The organism is Mycobacterium heidelbergense (assembly GCF_010730745.1).
GTDB classification, from domain to species: domain Bacteria; phylum Actinomycetota; class Actinomycetes; order Mycobacteriales; family Mycobacteriaceae; genus Mycobacterium; species Mycobacterium heidelbergense.
Map to the genome: position 1 here is coordinate 2,032,933 of NZ_AP022615.1, position 15,699 is coordinate 2,048,631.

15 protein-coding genes and 4 riboswitches are annotated in these 15,699 nt (G+C 67.2%); of the genes, 9 read left to right on the forward strand and 6 right to left on the reverse strand.

Annotated features, from left to right (window positions below; all coding sequences use genetic code 11):
• Positions 1-21: 21 nt before the first annotated feature.
• Positions 22-82: riboswitch (Fluoride riboswitch) on the reverse strand.
• Between the two features lie 46 nt (positions 83-128).
• From G6N25_RS09570 to G6N25_RS09580, 3 genes are all read right to left on the reverse strand, one after another.
• Positions 129-452, reverse strand: coding sequence for a DUF732 domain-containing protein (locus G6N25_RS09570; protein ID WP_083073025.1), 324 nt, complete (start codon positions 450-452; stop codon positions 129-131).
• A gap of 29 nt (positions 453-481) precedes the next feature.
• Positions 482-1,879, reverse strand: coding sequence for a PPE family protein (locus G6N25_RS09575; protein WP_083073026.1), 1,398 nt, complete (start codon positions 1,877-1,879; stop codon positions 482-484).
• Positions 1,880-1,958: 79 nt separating this feature from the next.
• Positions 1,959-3,188 carry a PPE family protein gene (locus G6N25_RS09580; protein WP_083073027.1) on the reverse strand — a complete coding sequence of 410 codons (1,230 nt, stop codon included), beginning with the start codon at positions 3,186-3,188 and terminating at the stop codon, positions 1,959-1,961.
• A 213-nt stretch (positions 3,189-3,401) separates the two neighbouring features.
• A riboswitch (Fluoride riboswitch) is annotated at positions 3,402-3,463 on the reverse strand.
• A 170-nt stretch (positions 3,464-3,633) separates the two neighbouring features.
• On the opposite strand from G6N25_RS09580, the gene G6N25_RS09585 reads away from it, so the two are divergent.
• Positions 3,634-3,972: a hypothetical protein gene (locus G6N25_RS09585; RefSeq protein WP_083073028.1), complete on the forward strand. Its 339-nt coding sequence runs from the start codon at positions 3,634-3,636 to the stop codon at positions 3,970-3,972.
• Here the strand turns inward: G6N25_RS09585 and G6N25_RS09590 are convergent.
• Together G6N25_RS09590 and G6N25_RS09595 are read right to left on the reverse strand one after the other, a co-directional pair.
• On the reverse strand, positions 3,951-4,523 hold the full coding sequence (locus G6N25_RS09590; RefSeq protein ID WP_083073029.1) for a histidine phosphatase family protein: 573 nt from the start codon (positions 4,521-4,523) through the stop codon (positions 3,951-3,953). The genes G6N25_RS09585 and G6N25_RS09590 overlap by 22 nt on opposite strands.
• Positions 4,520-4,957, reverse strand: coding sequence for a universal stress protein (locus tag G6N25_RS09595; protein ID WP_083073030.1), 438 nt, complete (start codon positions 4,955-4,957; stop codon positions 4,520-4,522). Before G6N25_RS09595 ends, G6N25_RS09590 begins: the two co-directional genes overlap by 4 nt.
• A 27-nt stretch (positions 4,958-4,984) precedes the next feature.
• Positions 4,985-5,059, reverse strand: a riboswitch (Fluoride riboswitch).
• A 216-nt stretch (positions 5,060-5,275) separates the two neighbouring features.
• Here G6N25_RS09595 and G6N25_RS09600 point away from each other — a divergent pair.
• From G6N25_RS09600 to G6N25_RS09635, 8 genes are all read left to right on the forward strand, one after another.
• Positions 5,276-6,148 carry a metallophosphoesterase family protein gene (locus G6N25_RS09600; RefSeq protein ID WP_083073100.1) on the forward strand — a complete coding sequence of 291 codons (873 nt, stop codon included), beginning with the start codon at positions 5,276-5,278 and terminating at the stop codon, positions 6,146-6,148.
• Positions 6,148-6,222: riboswitch (Fluoride riboswitch) on the forward strand. (Overlaps the previous gene by 1 nt.)
• A gap of 26 nt (positions 6,223-6,248) precedes the next feature.
• Positions 6,249-6,740: an NUDIX hydrolase gene (locus tag G6N25_RS09605; protein WP_232065738.1), complete on the forward strand. Its 492-nt coding sequence runs from the start codon at positions 6,249-6,251 to the stop codon at positions 6,738-6,740.
• The gene (locus tag G6N25_RS09610) at positions 6,740-7,699 is read left to right on the forward strand and encodes a respiratory chain complex I subunit 1 family protein (protein WP_083073032.1); all 960 of its coding nucleotides are present in this window, start codon (positions 6,740-6,742) and stop codon (positions 7,697-7,699) included. Before G6N25_RS09605 ends, G6N25_RS09610 begins: the two co-directional genes overlap by 1 nt.
• Positions 7,699-8,382 (forward strand): hydrogenase, encoded by a 684-nt coding sequence (locus G6N25_RS09615; RefSeq protein WP_083073033.1) that lies wholly within the window; start codon positions 7,699-7,701, stop codon positions 8,380-8,382. Before G6N25_RS09610 ends, G6N25_RS09615 begins: the two co-directional genes overlap by 1 nt.
• A 3-nt stretch (positions 8,383-8,385) precedes the next feature.
• A complete protein-coding gene (locus G6N25_RS09620) occupies positions 8,386-9,897 on the forward strand; it encodes a proton-conducting transporter transmembrane domain-containing protein (protein WP_083073034.1) in 1,512 nt (503 codons plus the stop codon).
• Positions 9,894-11,423: a hydrogenase large subunit gene (locus G6N25_RS09625; RefSeq protein ID WP_232065739.1), complete on the forward strand. Its 1,530-nt coding sequence runs from the start codon at positions 9,894-9,896 to the stop codon at positions 11,421-11,423. Before G6N25_RS09620 ends, G6N25_RS09625 begins: the two co-directional genes overlap by 4 nt.
• Entirely contained in the window at positions 11,424-12,224 is an 801-nt protein-coding gene (locus G6N25_RS09630; RefSeq protein WP_083073036.1) for an NADH-quinone oxidoreductase subunit B family protein, read from the forward strand.
• On the forward strand, positions 12,218-14,251 hold the full coding sequence (locus G6N25_RS09635; protein WP_083073037.1) for a proton-conducting transporter transmembrane domain-containing protein: 2,034 nt from the start codon (positions 12,218-12,220) through the stop codon (positions 14,249-14,251). The genes G6N25_RS09630 and G6N25_RS09635 overlap by 7 nt, the downstream gene beginning before the upstream one ends.
• Positions 14,252-14,261: 10 nt before the next feature.
• Here G6N25_RS09635 and eno read toward each other — a convergent pair whose 3' ends face one another.
• A complete protein-coding gene (gene eno / locus G6N25_RS09640; protein ID WP_083073038.1) occupies positions 14,262-15,548 on the reverse strand; it encodes a phosphopyruvate hydratase in 1,287 nt (428 codons plus the stop codon).
• Positions 15,549-15,699 lie beyond the last annotated feature (151 nt).

Sequence of the window (15,699 nt, forward strand, 5' to 3'; positions counted from 1 at the left end):
CACCTTCTACCGTGCGTCGTTGACGTGGTAGAAGCCATCAGCCGGTGTGGCAATTGGGGCGAGCTTCATCGCCTGCCTCGATGTTACCCGAATCGGTGGGGACGCGCCCGCCACCGCGCGGTTTCGGCTCAGGCTTTGGAGAGTTGCTGGGGGCAGTAGAACTTCGCGGCGAGAAGGGCGAAATTGGATGCCATCTCCATGTCCATTCCGGGATTGTGGGTTTTGACGTCGTGCACCAGCTCGAGGCCCGATTCGCCGTTGTTCAAGCACAAGCACACCGCTCGGCCGGCGCCCACGGCGGCATCGGGGTTGGAAAAGCTGAAGCCGGCCTGGCGCAAAGCGGCGAGAAAGCCTGCGTCGTCGCCGTCGAGAACCGGAGCGGGATCGGAGTAGGCCGGCGCGGCCAGCCCGATCATCGCCGAAACACCGAGTACCGTCAGTAGTGTTCTCATACCTCACTGTCTTCCAATTATGTTGCAAGCTAGGCTAATTGCGCTTCGGATGGCGTGGCCTTAAGCTTGTCGGCTTTGGACAGGTGCACCGCGTGGATGCCGGGCTTTTTCGCCAGTTGCTCGAGCAGGGCGTCAAGGCCGTCTTGATCGACAGTATGGTGCTGCACGCTTTCGGGTTTCTCCGATATCTGTGCGACCAGGCGCTTGAGCTGCTCCGGCGATTGCTTGCCTTTGAGGTCTTTGATCGGGGTGAGACGTCCGCGCGCGCCGGCTCCCACCGCGGTGGGAGCTCCCGCCCCCAGGGCGCTGCCGAGCATTCCCGCCACCGACATCGAACTGAGCAGGCTTCCCCCGCCGAGCGCGGCCGCGGACACGGCATCGGGCCCGGCGGCCGACAAGGCGGCGGCAACGGTCCTGATGGCGGGGGTGGCCGTGGCCCAGCTCGGCGGAACCGACAGTCTTCCAACCAATGTGCCGGCATTTCCCATGCTCGCCGAGACCGCGCTATAGAGCGTGCCCCGGCCGAAGCCCAACGCTCCCAGCCCGGCACCCAGCGCGTCTTTGGGCAGTGCGCCATACGCCACGGGCGGGGCGAACTTGAGCCACTGTGACACGGGAAAGTTGATCAACAGCCCGATGTCGTTGAACTGCGTGGTGAGCCCAAGCGGAACCTTGACGGCGCTATACAGGCCGGTGAACCACGCGTCCCCGTTGGGCACCGTGTTGAGCAGATCCACCCAGAAGTCGTTGTAGTCGGTGGCCAGCCCGGCCAGCAATCCCAGAATCCCGCCGGACGCGCTGGTTGAGCTGGCCGCTGTGCTCGCGGTTGACGCCGCGGTGCCGGCCGGCGTGGCGGCCGCGGAGGCCACCGCGGCCGCTTGCGTCGTTGTGCCCGCGGAGTCGGTGGTCTGTGGCGGCTCGGTGAACGGTGTCAGGTTGTTGGAGGCACTGGCCGAGGAGGCGAAGTAGGTATCCATCGCCGTAGCGTCTTGAGCCCAAAACCCGTCGTATTCGGCCTCATTGGCCGCGATCGCCGCGGTGTTTTGGCCGAAAAGATTGGTCGCCACCAGCCGGGCCACGAGGGCGCGGTTCTCCGCGATGATGGGCGGCGGCACGTGGGCGGCCAACGCCGTCTGGTAGGCGCCCGCCGCCGCGGTGGCCTGGGTGGCGGCTTCGGCGGCTTGTGCGGCGGTGCCCTGCATCCAGGCCACATAGGGTGCGACGGCGGCCGCCATGGCGAGCGATGACGGACCCATCCAGGGCCCACCGGTCAGGCTCGAGATCACCGACGAATAAGAGGACGCGGTGGACTGCAATTCGGTGGCCAGATCGTCCCAGGCCGCGGCGGCGGCCAGCATCGACCCCGATCCCGGACCGGCATACATCCGGCCCGAATTGAACTCCGGCGGAAACGCTCCGTAGAACATGCCTAAACCCCTTTTCCGGTGGCGCGCACCCGGGTGGACCGCGCCGGGCCGCCATAGGTCGTCATCGAGTTCATCGCGGTCATTCCTCGAGGGCCGGGATCACGATGATGGTGGCCGCGAGGGGTTCCGGCTCCGCGACGACGCCACCCAGCACCTTGGCCGGCGCCGCGCCACCGGAGTACATCGCACCGGCGCCCACCGCGCGTCCGGCCAGGCTCGACAGGGCCATCTGACCGAACACGCCACCCTCGCCGGCCGGGGCGGCCGCCAGGTTGGTGGGTAGCGCCGCGGCCAACGTTCGGATCGCCGGGGCGGCTTCGGTCCAGCCCTGTGGCACCGACATGCTTCCGACCAGGGCCGCTTTGCCCATCGAACCCGATACCTGCCCCGCGCCGACCGCGGAGCTCAGCATGGGCTGGGCGGCGCCGGCGCCACCGGTCAGCGGAGCCAACGCCCCCGTGATGGCTTTCGGGCCGGCCAGATAGGCCGCGGCGCCCTGCCCATTCTGGCCCCAGGCGTATGCCTGCCCGAATGACAGGAACGGGCCGCCGGGTATGGAGCTCCACCCCTGCAGGGAGTACGGCCCGGTGAGGATCGACCAGATGGTGTTCCAGTCCGTCAGTTGCGATGGCACGGGCGGCAAACCGACCGCCGTCGACGCCGCCGCGTTGGCCGTCGTGGCGTTCGTTGCACCCGGCATCGAGTCGATCGCGTGGGGCAGTTGCGCGGCTGTGTTCGAGCCGGACGAGGCCGCGGCCGATTGCGTCGCCGGGCCGGAGTCATTGGTGGTCTGCGGCGGCTCGGTGAATGGGATCAGCTGCGACGCCGTCGCCGACGACGCCGCATAGGTGTACATCGCGGCGGCGTCCTGCGCCCACATCTCGGCGTACTGGGCCTCGGTGGCCGCGATCGCCGGGGTGTTCTGACCCACGAAGTTGGTGGCGATCAACGCCATCAGCTGGGCGCGATTGGCCGCGATCACCGGCGGCGGCACCGTGGCGGCAAAGGCCGTCTCGTAGGCGCCGGCGGCCAGCCTCGCCTGCATGGCCGCCTGCTCCGCCTGAGCGCCGGTGGTGCCCATCCACGCCACATACGGCGCCGCGGCCGCCGCCATCGCGATCGACGACGGGCCCGTCCACGACCCAACCGTCAGGCCCTGCACGGTCGCCCCGTACGAGGCTGCGGCGGAACGCAACTCGGCGGCCAACTCATCCCACGCCGCCGCGGCCACCAGCATCGGCCCCGACCCCGCGCCGAGATACATCCGGCCCGAATTGACCTCCGGTGGCAGCGCGCCGAAATCCAGCATCGATTACCTCCGGTCCCTCACGTGGCCGCGACGGCGTCAGCCGCCTCGGCCGATCGTGATGGCGCGTAAACACGTTGCATGCGAACAACGTTCAATGCGAACGCCAAGGGAGATCGACAAGCGAAGTTGGCGCCCACCATCGCGCCGGACCGGAACGTCAACTTATTTGGCTGGCACGCCATCTACCCCACCCGTCTTCTACCGTGAGTTGCTCACTGGGTAGAAGCCATTAGCCAGGGGCGGCATTTGAGGCGAGCTTCATCGCCTTACTCGCACAAGTTTACCCGACGTTCAACTTGTCGCGCAAAGGGTCTGGTGAACTTGTCGTCAGCGCGCCATCATGGGAGCAAGGCGGTGGGGCTCGCCTCAATCGCGAAAGTCGCCGACAGCCCCTGGGTAACAACCAGGGAGGATTCATGCTCAGTAGAACACCGGCGGGACGCTCATGAGTTCGCCGCTGCGACCGATGGGAAACCCGGCGCAGTTCAGCGTGATGTTCTGGCTACCACCCGGCGGCACCGACAACGGAGTCTTTGCGACTTATTGGGCGGAGTTGGCCGATCTGGAGTCGGGTGACGTCGGTCCTGTGCTGGCCCTGCTCGCCGACGCCGACGTCGGCGGGTACGTGGCGACACCGGGTGGCCGACTCAACCATCGCTCCCGGGCGCCGGTCCACCGCTTGTGGGTGGATTCGCTGCAATATCATCGCGCCGAAGACGTTCTCATGGCGTATTTGAACCACAGAGACCGCCCGGGCGAGAGTCATTCGGCCACAAGGTCGTAGGCGTCCACCCTCCAGTTCCCGTCGACCAGGCTCAGCTGGTTCCAGCACGCGGTCCGCTGGCTGATGCGGTCCAGCGTCGGGTCCAGCTGCGCGAGCAGGGCGGTGTTGAATGCGTCGTGTGACACCAAAACGATTGGACCGGGCCCAAGTTCGGCGACCAGCTCGAGAAACGCTCGCCGAGCCCGCTCGGCGAGCGCCGCGTGGCTCTCGACACCAGGCGCGGAATCAACGCTGCCGTAACGGCGTTCGACATCCTCCCGATGAAGGCCGGTCATGGGTCCGTAGTCGCGGTCGGTGAGCCGCGCATCGACGGTGACCGGTGCGTCGGCCGCGGAGCCGATCGCCCGCGCGGTCGCGACCGCCCGCTGCAGCGGGCTGGATACCACCGCCTTGGGGTGTCGGGCGGCCAGCGCCTCGGCCAGCCGGGAGACTTCGGCGATACCCACTTCGTCCAGGGGCGGGTCGCTCAGGCCACGCAGTCGCCCCTCGGCGTTGAGCGCGGTGCGCCCGTGCCGGGCCAAATAGACCCGGGCCGCGCCGCCGGAGTTCACAGGCTGTCCGCGAACTCGGGAACCACGGCAACCGGTCGGGTGCTGTGGCGCAAAAGGTTTCGCGTCACCGTGCCGCTCACAATGTGGCTCAGGGCCGGGCCGATGCCGTGCTGCGGCCGGCCAACGACGATCAACCTCGCCGCGCAGTCATCCGCGGTCTTGAGGAGCGCCTTGACCGGGTCGCCGGTCAGGAGGTGATAAGCCCACTCCACATGGGTCGCGTCCAGGGCCTCCCCGACGTGTTGACGCTCGGCGCTGAGCCTTCGCTCGACGGCCTCGGCCGACCCGGTCGACGTGCCGGAAATGGCGCTGTCGGACATATCCACGACGTGCACGACGTGAACAGGCACGTTCAGGGCGCCGGCGAGCTCGGCGGCGAAGAGCACTGCGGCCCGGCTGGCCGGGTGGCGGTCATATCCGACGACCAATGACATAGCGGACTCCCTGCCCACTGCTTGTCGAGCACCACAGGAGCCATCAGCCGGGCCGGCGGTTTGGGCGGATTACCCAGGCGGAGATCCATCGCCTCGCGACCAGGTTAACCTCCCGGCCCGGGTGGGGACCAGCGTCAATGTGATTGACCCGGCTCGAAACGGCCGCGTAGCCTGGAATGCGAACAGGCGGTGGGGCTCGCATCCCGCAATCAACGGGTAGCCCGGCGGTTGCCAACGGTCCCTGGGAGTTGATCAGCGCCGATCATCGCGGCGTGCCGAGATGCGGGCCGCGGATCGGAAGTGGACCAGGAGCCGACCATGAATCGATCACCGCTGCCGTTGCGGGTACCGTCGCCCGGCCAAGTGTTCGCACATTCGGTGCTTTCCCCGCCGTCCCGCATCGCGATCGCGGGCGACTGGCATGCCGACACCGCCTACGCGGTTGCGGCGATCGAACACGCCGCCAAGCGCAACGCGACCGTGCTGCTTCACCTCGGCGACTTCGGCTACAACTTCACCGACCAGTACCTGGATTCGCTTGACGACGCGCTCGAGCGCTGCGGGATCGTCCTGGGTTTCGTCGACGGCAACCACGAGAACTTCGACCGGCTGCTCAGCTGGCCCGTCGACGCCGATGGACTCCGCCACCTACGCGACCGCGTCGTCCACCTGCCGCGAGGGTTTCGATGGCAATGGGCGCAGACCCGGTGTTTGGCCCTGGGCGGCGCCTATTCCATCGACCGATTCCTGCGCAAACCCGGACGGTCGTGGTGGGCGCAGGAATGGATCACATCGCGGCAAGCTCGTGACGCCGCGGCCGACGGACCCGCGGACGCGATGTTCTGCCACGACTGTCCCGCGGGAATCACGGTTCCCGGTGCGGCGCGCGACCGGTTCGGGTTTCCGGCACAGGAGCTACGGCGTTCCGAGCTCTACCGGGTGCGGTTGCGCTCGGTCGTCGACGCGGTTCGTCCAGCTCGACTGTGGCACGGGCACTTTCACCACCGCTACCAATCGGTGCTCCGCGGCGACGGATACCGAACCGTGGTGGATGGGTTGGGTAAGAATGGCGGCCCGATCGACAACAACATGGTGGTGGTCAACCTCGCGGAACTGGGGGTTCACCGGCTCAGCACCGGTCACCGCGCCCGGCCCGCGTCGGACTTGACCAAGCGAATAGCCGTTGGTTAACTGGCATCGGCGATGGCGCTCGCCGGAAAGCTCTGCTTTCGAACCGCCACACGGCTGATGGCACCTGCGAACGCAAGGAGTCGCAGGTGGCTTGTGTCCTTTGTCGCGCCGGTCCGGTGCTCGTGGCGGCATCGTGATGACGTCGGTAGACGATTCTTTGGTCGAATTACGTTGCGCTGTAGCGATCGTCCGCAGGGATGCGGTGCTTCTGCTGCAGCGCGATCTGGGTGACTGGGTGCTGCCCGGCGGCCGGCCCCGTCCGCACGAGAGCATGGGCTCGTGTGTGCGGCGGGAGGCCCGCGAAGAGACCGGCCTGGACATTCAACCCGTTGGCTGCGCACTGGTTCTGGAAGTCAACGACCCGCAGACCCACCGCCGTATCGTCGAATTGGTCTTCCTCGCAGACGAGTTCGATACCGCCGCACCGATAACGGGCGAGCCCGGGCGGCGGCCGACATGGGTGTGTTGGGACGATCTGAAAGACGTGGTGCTACACCCGCCCATCGCCGGTTTCCTCCGGGACCTATCGCGAGGCGGCGGTAAGCACGCCCGCTATCTGGGCAACCTGTGGCGCCCCGGGGCGGTCATCTGATGACGACTCTGCCGTTACCGGTCATCCAGGGGTTGCAGGTGATCACCGTCGCCGGCGGGGCGCCCGGACTCAGTGGCTTCATCGCCTGGTTCGAGGCCCGCCTGCAGGGCCGCCGCGGGCCACGGATCCTGCAACCGTATTTCGACCTCCGAAAGCTCTTCGGGAAGGAAACCCTGGCGCCGCATGGCGCGAGCCCGTTTTTCCGGCTGGCGCCGCTGGCTTCCTTCGCCTGCTATCTCACCGTTCCGATGCTGATACCGGTGCTCACCAGCTACGCCCTGCCACTGGGCTACATGGGCGACATCCAGGGAGGCGGGTTGATCCTGGCATTCGCGAGCTTCCTGGTCGCCGCCGCCGCCGCCGAAACCGGTGACGCCTACGCACAGCTGGCATCGAGCCGCGCCAAAACCTTCGCCGCCATCACCGAACCGGTCGTGCTGCTCGTCGTGTTCACCGTGGCGTTGATCACGACGACCGATCTGCCCTACGTCCTGGGCGCCACCGTGCGCAGCGGCCCCGATCAGATCGTGCGTCCGGCGCACCTGCTGGCCTCGGCGGCGCTGTTCCTGGTGATTCTGTACGAGACGGCCCGCATACCGGTCGAAACACACACCGGCACAACAGAGTTCGGCATGATCGAAACGGGGCGTCCCTTCGAGCATTCCGGGCCGGACCTGGCCCTGTTGCATTGGGGCGCCGCGGCCAAGCAATTCGTGCTCTATGTGATCTTGCTCGATGTCTTCGTCGCCCCGTGGGGAATGGCGTCGAGCACAGACGCGGTCGCGGTGGGATTGGCGATCGTTGCGCTGTTGGCCAAGGCCGCGCTGCTGGGCTGCGTCGTCGCCGTCATCGACAACAGCTACGCCAAGCTGCGACTGTTCAAGATCACCGAATTCGTCTCGGCCGCCTTGCTGTTGGCGATCCTGGCACTGTTCACCCTCTACTTGGGAGGCGGCTGATGATCGCGGTGGCGACCAGTGAATCCGTTCCGACCGTATACGAAGGGGTCGCGAACACGGTGGCGCTGATCGTGCTGCTGCTCGAGTTCGGGATGCTGCGCGCCGCGCTGCTGCGTGGGCAAGTGCGCCTGTACGCCGGGCAGTCGCTGGCCGTCAGCGTGCTGGCCGCCGTCGTCGCGTTCGGGCGCGACGTTCCCGAACTGTATGCGCTTGCGGTGCTTTCGCTGTTGCTGAAGGTCGTCGCAGTGCCGCTGCTGGTGGTGGGGCTGTTGCGTGAAGCAAACCAGGAGATCGCCGGCAGCGGCGCGCTCGGCGTGGCAAACGAGGTGCTGATCTCGATCGCCGTGGCGGCGTTCGGGTTCTTCTCCGTCGGCGTGCTTGGCATTCATTCCCCCGTACTTCCCACGGCCGCGCTGAGCCTGTCGGTGGCCGTGATCTTGGTGGCCTTCATCCTGATGATCGTCCGTCGCGACGTCGTCAGCCAGGCCATCGGGTTCTTCTCACTGGAAAACGGTGTCTCGCTGGCGAGCTTGGTGGTGGCCGCCGGCATGCCGCTCATCCTCGAGGTTGCGTTCCTGTTCGATCTTCTGGTTGCGGTGGTGGTTTTCGGGGTTTTGATGCGTACCCATCACCGACGAACACAGTCGCTGTCCACCCAGACGCTCGACCGGCTGCGGGGATAGCCCATGTCCGTAATGATGGTGGTACTCGTCATCATGCCGCTGGCCACCACGCTGGTCTGCCTGCGCGCCCCGCATCGCGTCGCGGCGATGGTGACCGCGCTCACCGGCATCGTCAGTTTCGTGCTGGCCGTTGCGCTGGTGCCCGCCGCCCTCGACCACACCCTCACCGCGTTGCACTACCTGCGCGCCGATTCGTTGTCGCTGATCTTTGTGCTCGGCACCACGTTCTTGTACGCCACCGTCGGAATCTATTCCGTCGGTTACCTCGCCGACGAGGAGCGCGCGGTGCGCTCGGGTCCCGCCGAGGGGCAAGCCTTGTTCGCCCGCCACAGTGCCCGATTTTATGTCGGCCTGAACGCGTTCGCGTGGTCGATGATCTGCGCGCCGCTGGTGAATGGTCTTGCCTTGTTGTGGATTGCCGTCGAAATCACGACGGTCATTTCGGCGCTGCTGGTGGCGTTGGACAACACCGAAGGCGCCACCGAGGCCGCGTGGAAGTACGTGCTGATCGCCTCGTCCGGGCTGGGGATTGGCCTGCTGGCCACCATCTTCATGTACTACGCGGGGGCCCAGGTCTTGGGACAGTCCTATGACCTGGCGTTCGACCCGCTGATCCGCGCCGCCGCCCAATCACCGCACACCCCGGTGCGCCTGGCGTTCGTGCTGGCGGTGGTGGGATACGGCACCAAGGTGGGTTTCTTTCCGGTACATACCTGGCTACCCGACGCGCACGCCGAGGCGCCGACGCCGGTGTCGGCGCTGCTGTCAGGGTCACTGCTGGCGGTCAGTTTCTATGCGATCCTGCGGTATTACCAGATCACCGTGGCGTCGCTGGGGCCACGCTTCCCCCAGACGGTGCTGCTCGTTTTCGGTGTGCTGTCGCTGCTCTTGGCCGCGCTGTATCTGCTCGAGCAGCGGGATATCAAACGGCTGCTGGCCTATTCGAGCGTCGAGCACATGGGCATACTGGCGATCGGCATGAGCTTCGGCGTGCCGATCGCCCTGTCCGGCGTCCTGTTACACGTGCTGGCCCACGCCGCCGCCAAGGGCAACGCGTTCATGGGCGCCGGGGTGCTGGTGCGCAAGTTCGGGACCAAGGAACTGGCCCGAATGGCCGACGGCATCGGTGTCCTACCGTGGTCGGGTCCGCTGTTCTTGATCGCCGTCCTGGCGTTATCGGCCATGCCGCCCTTCGGCTTGTTCCGCAGCGAATTCCAGATTGTCTCCGGCGGATTTTCCCACCCCCGCAATGCGGCGGCGGCCGCGCTCGTCTGTCTGGTCACCCTGGCTTTTCTCGGCCTGACATTGGCGACCACCCGAATCCTCTTCCGCCCCAGGCCCATCGACCTGACCGCCGCCGAGCCCTCCCAGATCCGAGGTGAGCCAAACCGCTGGATGGTGACCCCCGTCATCGCCGGGGTGCTGGTGCTGCTGGTGTTGGGACTCGCGCCGCCATCGGATCTGGTCAGCCTGCTCAACCACGGCGCCAGCGAGCTCGCGGTGGGTTCGCGGTGACTTTCGAGACCTCTTCGACCATGACCGACGCGGTCGACCTGCCGCTGGACCGCTGGCGCATGCAAGTGGTCGAACACGTCGCCCGCGGCTATCGCTTCGCCGGCGTGTACGCCTCCCACGATGCGGATACGGCACAGTTGCACGCCCTCCTGGTCGGCGGCGCCTGGGTCAGCTGCTTTCGGACGTGCCTGCCGCCGGACTCCGACGGCTCGACGTCCTACCCGGCGCTGACACCCGATGTGCCGGCGGCATTTTGGTATGAGCGGGCGCTGCACGACCTGTCCGGCGTGGTGCCCATCGGCCACCCCAGGCTCGACCCGCTGCTGTTGGCCCGCCAACCCGGGCAGCCTTCGCCGCGGCCCGGACATGTCGACCACGCCGCGCTGGAGCGGCACATCCACTCCAGCGCCACCGAGCCGCGTGGACCGGTCGACGTCGGCGGCGGCGGCGTCTTCACCTTGCCGCTTGGTCCGGTGCGATCCGGGGTGTACGAGTCCATCGAATTTCTCATCGAAACGCCCGGCGAGGACATACCCCACCTCAACATCCGACCGCACTACAAGCACCGCGGAATCGCCAAGCGGTTCGAGGCATTGCGTCTCGCCGACGGGATTCTGGTCGCCGAACGCGTGGAAGGAATTTCGTCGGTCGCGCACGCCCTGGCCTTCGCGCATGCGGCAGAGAATCTCACCGGTGCGCGCCCGCCGCGGCGGGCGCGGCTGGTTCGGGTGATCCATGCCGAACTCGAACGCATCGCCAACCATCTCGACGTGGTGACGCGCCTGTGCGACGCCGCGGGGCTCGCGGTCCCCTTCGCGCGGTTCGGCTGGCACAAAGAAAGCCTCATGCGATTGATATCCGCGCTGTGCGGCAACAGATTTGGCCGCTCGGTCGTACGCGTCGGAGGAATCGGCGCCCAACCGCGGTTGGCGCCGGCCGAGGTCTCCGCCCAACTGGCGGTGATCGTGCGCAGGATCCGTCATGACCGCGACGCGCTGATGGTGGACGCGTCGTTTCTCGACCGACTCCGGGGAACCGGGCGACTGGATCCATCGCTGGCCGCCTCACATGGCGCGCTGGGTCCGGTGGGCCGCGGGTCCGGCTGTGACGACGATGCGCGCAAACGCCCGTACGACGGCTACGCAGAACTTCCCGTTGTCGACGGCACCGTCGTCGACGATCAAGGCGACGCGCTGGCTCGGCTGCGGGTCCGCTGGGGTGAGATCGATATCGCCGCCGAACTGATCCGCCGCGCGTGCGATCGGCTGTCCCCGATCTCGGACACCGCGATCGCGGCACCGGTCGAGATGGCCGACGGTTTCGCGCTCGGCTGGTCCGAAGCCTCCCAGGGTGAGGTGCTCTACGGCCTGGAAGTCCGTGGTGGGACGATCCGGCGATGCTTTGCCCGGTCCGCCTCCCTGCACAACATGCTGCTCTTCCACGATGTGTTCGGCGGGGACATCTTTACCGACTTCCCTTTCATAGAAGCAAGCTTCGGGCTGTGTTACGCCGGGGTGGCGATGTAAATGCCGTGGGTGTTCCGGGGACTGCGCAACGGCATCATCACCAGCCGGTGGCCCAAACGCGCCGATGACTACTTCGATCAATTCCCCGCGGCGGTACGCGTGGTCGCCGGTCCCGACGCCGGCGCGCCGCCGCGCGCCGTCTCGGCGGCCCAGGCGTGCCCCACCAATGCCATCTCGATCGAGCCGCAACCACGGCTGGACCGGGGGCGTTGCATCGTGTGCGGACGCTGCGTGGAGGTGGCCCCCGAGTGGTTCGCGTGGGAAACCGGCTCCGCTACGGCGCGATTGAGCCGCGACACGCTCGTAGTCGGGGACGTCGCTGAGGACGACGAGGCGCTCGCCGAGTTGCGGGCGGCCCTGGCCAAGCGGGTGCGGCGCTTGCGGCGATCGGTGCATCTGCGCCACATCGACACCGGATCCGACGGCAGCGACGAATGGGAGATCCAGGCCCTGACGAACCCGGTCTACGACCTACACCGGTTGGGAATCTTCTTCACCGCCAGCCCTCGTCATGCCGACATCCTGCTGGTCACCGGGATAGGCGCGGCGGGAATGATCGAACCGCTGCGACGCACGCTGGACGCGATGCCGGCGCCGACGGTGGTGATCGCCGTCGGAACAGACGCGGTCAGCGGAGGATTGATCGGCGGCGGCTACACCGGCGGCGTCGGGGTATCCGGCGTGGTGCCCGTCGACGTCTGGGTGCCCGGAGCGCCGGCGTCCCCGTTCAGTATCCTGCACGGCATCCTGTTGGCGCTGGGCCGCGTCCCACTGCCCGAAGGCCGGGGCGCACCATGCTGATCGGTGGCCTGGTGCTGCTGGCCGCGGCGGCGTTGATCAGTTCGTGCGCCGGAATTCGCCGCGGCCAAGGCGCACAGGGACGTTGGGACGTTGCGGCATGGACCGCCAACGCCGCCGGTGCGGCGAGCTTGGTGATCGCCGGCGCGCTCGCGGTGTCCGGTCGCCCGCAGGGGTTCGACCTCGGCGGGTTGGCCGGCTTCGGGCCGGCCGCATTGCGCGTGGACGCGCTGTCGGGTTTGTTCCTCATCGTGTCCTTCGGAGTCGCCGTCCCGGCCCTCGTTGCCGCGGCCGCACCGGCCAACCGCCACCGTCCTCGGCTGCCCGCCGCTATCGCCGTGGCCCTGATCGCCGTCGCGATCGTCATCACCTCGGACAACCTGTTCGTTCTGCTCTTCGGCTGGGAACTGCTCACCGCGGCGTTCTACCTGATAGCGGGATACGACCGCGGCCTGCCGGGCAGGGCTCGTGGCTCAATCATCACCGTGGTGTTCGGCAAGGCCAGCGGCGCGGCGCTGTTGATGGGCGCGCTGCTGCTCGCCGCGCACACCCACACCTTCGCCTTCATCGCCGGTGGGCTCGACCCGCTCAGTGCGGCGGGCCAGACCTCGTATGCGCTGCTGCTCTTCGGCTTCGGCATCAAAGTCGGTCTGGTGCCCGCCCACATCTGGATGCCGCGTGGATATTTCGCCGCGCCGGGACCCGCCCGCGCGGTGATCGCCGGCAGCGCTGTCAACGTCGGGTTCTACGGAATGTGGCGCACGCTCAACATTTTTGGCGCCCCGCCGGTTTGGCTGGTCTGCGTGGTGCTGATCGTTGGCGGCGTCACCGCCATTTTGGGAATCGCCCATGCCGCGGTGAATCCCGATCTGGCGACGTTGATCTCGTGGTCCAGCGTGGAAAACGCCGGCCTGATCACCGCCGGTTTCGGCGTGGCGTTGGTGGGTGCCGCCGCGAGTGAACCCAAGCTGGTTGCCGCCGGGCTGGTGGCCGGCACCGCCCAGGTGATGGCGCACGCCATGGGCAAGACGTTGATGTTCGTGTCCGCGTCGACCATCGAACACGCCACCGCGACCACGGAGCTCGACCGGCTGGGCGGCATCGCGCGGCGTCTGCCCTGGGCGGGCGCAGGTTTGGTGATCGGCTCGTTGACACTCGCCGGGCTGCCGCTGACCGCGGGTTTCGCATCCGAATGGTTCACGCTCGAGTCGCTGATGCAGCAGTTCAGAGTCACGAGTCTGGCGATGCAACTGTCCACCGCCGCAACCGGAGCGCTGATTGCGCTGACGATCGGTATCGCCGGCGTGACGTTCGTGCGGGTCGTGGCGCTCACCGCGTTCGGCCCGGCCCGCATCGATGAGCCGCAACTGAATCCGGCGGCCGCACGGGTGGATCGCCAGTGGCCCTACCGATTGGGCGTGTCTGTCCTGGTGGTGAGCTGCCTGGCGGCCGCGGCCCTGGCCCCGCTGCAGGTGGGCCTGATCGCGCGTGGCCTGCGGCCGATCGTCGGGGATCAGGCCGCCGGCGCCAACGCGGAGCCGTGGGTCTTGCAGCCCGTGTTCGCGAAGTTCTCCGCACTGTCGCCGACGTGGTTGTGGATCGTGCTGCCCGCGATGGCCGCGCTGATCGCGGCGTTCGCCACGGCGTTCGCCGGCCGCAACCCATTTCGGGCGCGGGCGGTCACGCCCTGGTCATCGGCATCGCCCGGTGTCGACCGCGGCGTCGGCTACACCTCGTCCGGCTACGCCAACCCGGTTCGCAACGTTCTGGCTAACGTGCTGCTGACCCGAACCGCGCTGCTGGAGGTCGAGGACGAGCCCGCCGATCCCGAGGTTGCGGCGCGCCGCTACACCTACCGCATCGACGTCATCGACGTCGTCGAGCAATACTTCTATCGCCCCTTGACCCGTGGCGTGCTGGTCATTTCGCGAACCGCGAAGAGGCTGCAATCGGGTCGTCTCGACGCATACATGGCCTACATGCTCATCGCGGTGCTGGCCGTTCTCGCCGTGGTGATAGCCACGTCATGATCCGCATAGGTCAGACCCGCAAAGTCAGACGATGAGCGGTGGGCAACCCGAACGGCAGGTCCGGTGCTTCCGCGGCGATTTCGAGGAGCCGATTGTATTTGGCGACCCGTTCTCCGCGGGCCGGGGCGCCCGATTTGATCTGGCCACACCCCGACGCCACCGCGAGGTCCGCGATGAACGGGTCGTCGGTCTCGCCCGAACGATGCGAAATCATCGCGCCGTAGCCCGATTGCCGGCACAGGGCCAGTGCCTCCAGGGTTTCCGACACCGTTCCGATCTGGTTGACCTTGATCAGGGCGGCATTCCCGATCCCGGAGCGCACCGCGAAGGCGATCAAGTCGGGATTGGTCACGAAATTGTCGTCACCGACGAGTTGCACTCTGCCGCCGAGCCTCTCGGTCAGCTTTCGCCAGCCGAGGTTGTCGCGTTCGTCCATCCCATCTTCGATGCTCCACACCGGAAACCTCTCCACGATGCTGGTGTAGCGGTCGATCAGGTCGTCGCTGGATAACGACTGGCCGTCGACCTGATAGCGGCCATCCCGGTAGAACCCGCTTGCGGCCGGGTCCAGCGCGACCGCGATGCCGCCGCGTCCGGCGATGTAGCCGGCGTCGTCGATCGCACGCGTGAGAATCGCCAAAGCATCTTCGGGACAGCTGATCTCGGGCGCAAAGCCGCCCTCGTCCCCCAGCCCGGTCGCCAAATTGCGATCGGCCAAAGCCGAACGCAGTTGTCGATACACCTCCGCGCCCGCGCGAACGCCTTCCGGAAACGACGGCGCCCCAATCGGCGCGATCATGAATTCCTGGAAGTCGAGGCCGTTGAGGGCATGGGCGCCGCCATTGATCACATTGAAGTGCGGCACGGGCAGCCGCGGATGCACGCCAGCCGGAGTCATCCACTGCCACAACGGTTGTCCAGACTTCAGCGCGAACGCCCGGGCGGCGGCCATCGAGACACCGACGATCGCGTTGGCGCCCAACTGCGACTTGTTGGGAGTGCCGTCCAGCGCACCCAGCGCCAGGTCGATCTGCTCAAGGGCGGTAAACGGGCGACTGGTCAACAATTCCGCGATGGGACCGTTGACATGTGCCACGGCTTGGCGCACCCCCAAGCCGGCGTAGCGCTCGTCGTGGTCGCGCAACTCGACGGCCTCCCGGCTGCCGGTCGAGGCCCCGGAGGGCACGCCCGACCGCACGCGCCGACCGTCGGCCAGGGTGGCCGATACCGACAGGGTCGGCCGACCACGGGAATCGAGTACTTCTATTGCCGATATCGACGAAAATTCAACGGCCACTTAACTTCCTCCGCGTCACACCCGGCTGCACAAATGACCGGCCGAGTACTGATCTGTTCCGCAGGGACCGTTGGCCGTCAATCCGCGACGCGCAGTTGTGGCGAGCCCCACCGCCATCATGCGTTGACAATTTATAGCATACCCGGCCCGC

Bases quoted from the DNA above. Each gene is read 5' to 3' on its own strand.
- G6N25_RS09570 (WP_083073025.1), bottom strand. From the start codon at position 452: ATGAGAACACTACTGACGGTACTCGGTGTTTCGGCGATGATCGGGCTG.
- G6N25_RS09575 (WP_083073026.1), bottom strand. From the start codon at position 1,879: ATGTTCTACGGAGCGTTTCCGCCGGAGTTCAATTCGGGCCGGATGTAT.
- G6N25_RS09580 (WP_083073027.1), bottom strand. From the start codon at position 3,188: ATGCTGGATTTCGGCGCGCTGCCACCGGAGGTCAATTCGGGCCGGATG.
- G6N25_RS09585 (WP_083073028.1), top strand. From the start codon at position 3,634: ATGAGTTCGCCGCTGCGACCGATGGGAAACCCGGCGCAGTTCAGCGTG.
- G6N25_RS09595 (WP_083073030.1), bottom strand. From the start codon at position 4,957: ATGTCATTGGTCGTCGGATATGACCGCCACCCGGCCAGCCGGGCCGCA.
- G6N25_RS09600 (WP_083073100.1), top strand. From the start codon at position 5,276: ATGAATCGATCACCGCTGCCGTTGCGGGTACCGTCGCCCGGCCAAGTG.
- G6N25_RS09610 (WP_083073032.1), top strand. From the start codon at position 6,740: ATGACGACTCTGCCGTTACCGGTCATCCAGGGGTTGCAGGTGATCACC.
- G6N25_RS09615 (WP_083073033.1), top strand. From the start codon at position 7,699: ATGATCGCGGTGGCGACCAGTGAATCCGTTCCGACCGTATACGAAGGG.
- G6N25_RS09620 (WP_083073034.1), top strand. From the start codon at position 8,386: ATGTCCGTAATGATGGTGGTACTCGTCATCATGCCGCTGGCCACCACG.
- G6N25_RS09630 (WP_083073036.1), top strand. From the start codon at position 11,424: ATGCCGTGGGTGTTCCGGGGACTGCGCAACGGCATCATCACCAGCCGG.
- G6N25_RS09635 (WP_083073037.1), top strand. From the start codon at position 12,218: ATGCTGATCGGTGGCCTGGTGCTGCTGGCCGCGGCGGCGTTGATCAGT.